This window comes from Dietzia sp. DQ11-71 (assembly GCF_014144995.1).
In the GTDB taxonomy this organism is placed as follows: Bacteria; Actinomycetota; Actinomycetes; order Mycobacteriales; family Mycobacteriaceae; genus Dietzia; species Dietzia kunjamensis.
In genome coordinates, this window is record NZ_JAALDT010000422.1 from 1 (window position 1) to 2,218 (window position 2,218).

Consider the following 2,218-nt stretch of genomic DNA (forward strand, 5'->3'; position numbering starts at 1 on the left):
ACGAGCCCCGCGACCAGGAGTACGACGACGACGAACACGACCCCCGCCCGCCACACGAGCCCACGCCCGCGCCACACTCCGCGCTCGGTCACTCGTGCCCACCCTCCCGGACGCTGTCGCCTCCACTGTCACCGCCACCGGTCGCCACCGGCGGCTGCCGACGCTACCCTCGCCTGCCGTGCGTCGGACCCACGCTAGCGGCCCGCGTGACGGCGGCCACCCCCGGCGCCGGGGCCGCCTACTAGAATCGGCCCGGATTGTCCGGGAGAGCCGTCCCGGGTCCGGAGAATGACGATTTGTGAGGTAGCCCGTGACCGTCGAAGTGACCATCGAGATCCCCAAGGGTTCGCGTAACAAGTACGAGATCCACCACGAGACCGGCAAGATCTATCTCGACCGTTTCCTCTTCACCTCGATGGGCTACCCGGCCGACTACGGCTACATCGACAAGACCCTCGCCGACGACGGTGACCCCTGTGACGCCCTGGTCCTGCTCGACGAGTCCGTCTTCCCCGGCGTGATCGTCAAGTCGCGCGTCGTGGGCGTCTACACCATGTCCGACGAGGCCGGTGGCGACGACAAGCTGCTGTGCGTCCCCGCCCTGGATCCGCGCTGGGAGCACATCCAGGACGTCGACGATGTCCCGGACTTCGAGCTCAAGGCGATCGAGCACTTCTTCCTGCACTACAAGGACCTCGAGCCGGGCAAGCACGTCACCCCGGGCGAGTGGCGGGACAAGGCCCATGGCGAGAAGCTCATCGCCGAGGGCCTCGAGAACTTCACCGAGCACCCCGAGGAGAAGGCCGAGCCCTTCCGCGGCTGACGCCGTCTGGCCCGGCACCGGCCGCCTGCCGTGCCGTGCCGGGCCGTGCCGTGCCGTGCCGTGCCGTGCCGGGACGCCGAGAAGAGCATTTCGCTCGTGTCGCCCGAGTAGCAATGTGCGAAACACTCTTCTCGGCGGGGCTGGCTCCTCTGTGGGGCGCTCCTTTGTGGGGCGCTCCTCTGTGGGGCGCGGTCAGCGGCCGGTGTACCGCGCCTCGCGCTTCTCCAGCGTCGAGCCGATGGCCTCCATCATGTCCGCCGAGGCCAGGAAGCCGGCGTTCCACGTGGCGACGTAGCGGTTGGACTCGTAGATCGGCCCCTCGATCGCCCGGTTGAGGACCTCGCGGGTACCGCGGACCACCAGTGGCGGGTTGTCCGCGATCTCGGCGGCCGTGGCGTGGGCCGAGTCCAGCACCCCGGCGGCGTCGTCGGCGACGTGCGTGACCAGTCCGTAGCGCAGCGCGGTCTCCGCGTCGATGTCGCGCCCGGTCAGCGCCAGCTCGCGGGTCAGCCCGGAGCCGATGATGTACGGCAGTCGCCCGAGCGAGCCCATGTCGGCGACGATGCCCACCTTGACCTCACGGACCGAGTAGCTCGAGTCCGCCGAACCGTGGCGGACGTCGCAGGCCGAGATGAGGTCCATGCCGCCGCCGATGCAGCGACCCTGGATCGCGGCGACGGTGGGCGTCCTGGCGGACGCGACCGCGTCGACGGCCTGACGCATGTTCTCCACGAAGTCCAGGATGCGCTCGTTGCGCGAGGCGTCCGGGGTCGTGTCCTCGGGCAGGAACTCCATGAACTGCGGCATCATCGCCATCAGGTCCAGGCCGTACGTGAAGTTGCGGCCCTCGCCGGCGAGCACGACGGCGCGGACCCCGGGGTCGGCGTCGAGCTCGGCCATCACGCGGGGCATCTCGGCCCAGAAGTCCGGGCCCATCGCGTTGTTGCGCCCCGGGCCGATCAGCGTCACCTGGGCGACGTGCGGGTGACGGGCACCCTTCTCGATACGGACGGAGGCGTACTCGCCGGGAACGGCTGAGGTGTCTGGAGTGCTCATGGCCCCAGCCTGCCACGGGCCCCTCAGGCGCGGGCTCGCGAGGCACGGGAATCGGGCATGACGAACCACAGGATCACGTAGATGAGCAGCTGCGGACCCGGCAGCAGGATCGAGGCCACGAACAGGAGGCGGACCAACGCCGGGTCCAGCCCGAAGTAGTCGGCGAGCCCACCGCACACGCCGCCGATCCAGCGGTCCTCCGACCGCATCAGTCGCTTGGGCCCGGAATCTGGGGAGTAGGTCATGACGTCACACCTCGTCGTCGTCGTCGGGACAGGAAGATCGGGGACCTCTCCCCGGTGACCTTCACTCTCCTCCCCCACGGCCCGGTCCACATCG

At 69.5% G+C, this 2,218-nt stretch carries 3 protein-coding genes; 1 reads left to right on the forward strand and 2 read right to left on the reverse strand.

Annotated elements, in window-relative coordinates; translation table 11 throughout:
* Positions 1 to 310 precede the first annotated feature (310 nt).
* Positions 311 to 823: an inorganic diphosphatase gene (locus tag G6023_RS13695; RefSeq protein WP_067711556.1), complete on the forward strand. Its 513-nt coding sequence runs from the start codon at positions 311 to 313 to the stop codon at positions 821 to 823.
* Between the two features lie 192 nt (positions 824 to 1,015).
* On the opposite strand, the gene G6023_RS13700 is transcribed toward G6023_RS13695, so the two are convergent.
* Both G6023_RS13700 and G6023_RS13705 read right to left on the reverse strand, forming a co-directional pair.
* Positions 1,016 to 1,879: a crotonase/enoyl-CoA hydratase family protein gene (locus tag G6023_RS13700; protein ID WP_182636027.1), complete on the reverse strand. Its 864-nt coding sequence runs from the start codon at positions 1,877 to 1,879 to the stop codon at positions 1,016 to 1,018.
* 23 nt (positions 1,880 to 1,902) lie between these two features.
* A partial coding sequence (locus tag G6023_RS13705; RefSeq protein ID WP_472986449.1) for a PspC domain-containing protein occupies positions 1,903 to 2,218 on the reverse strand: 316 nt, incomplete at its 5' end.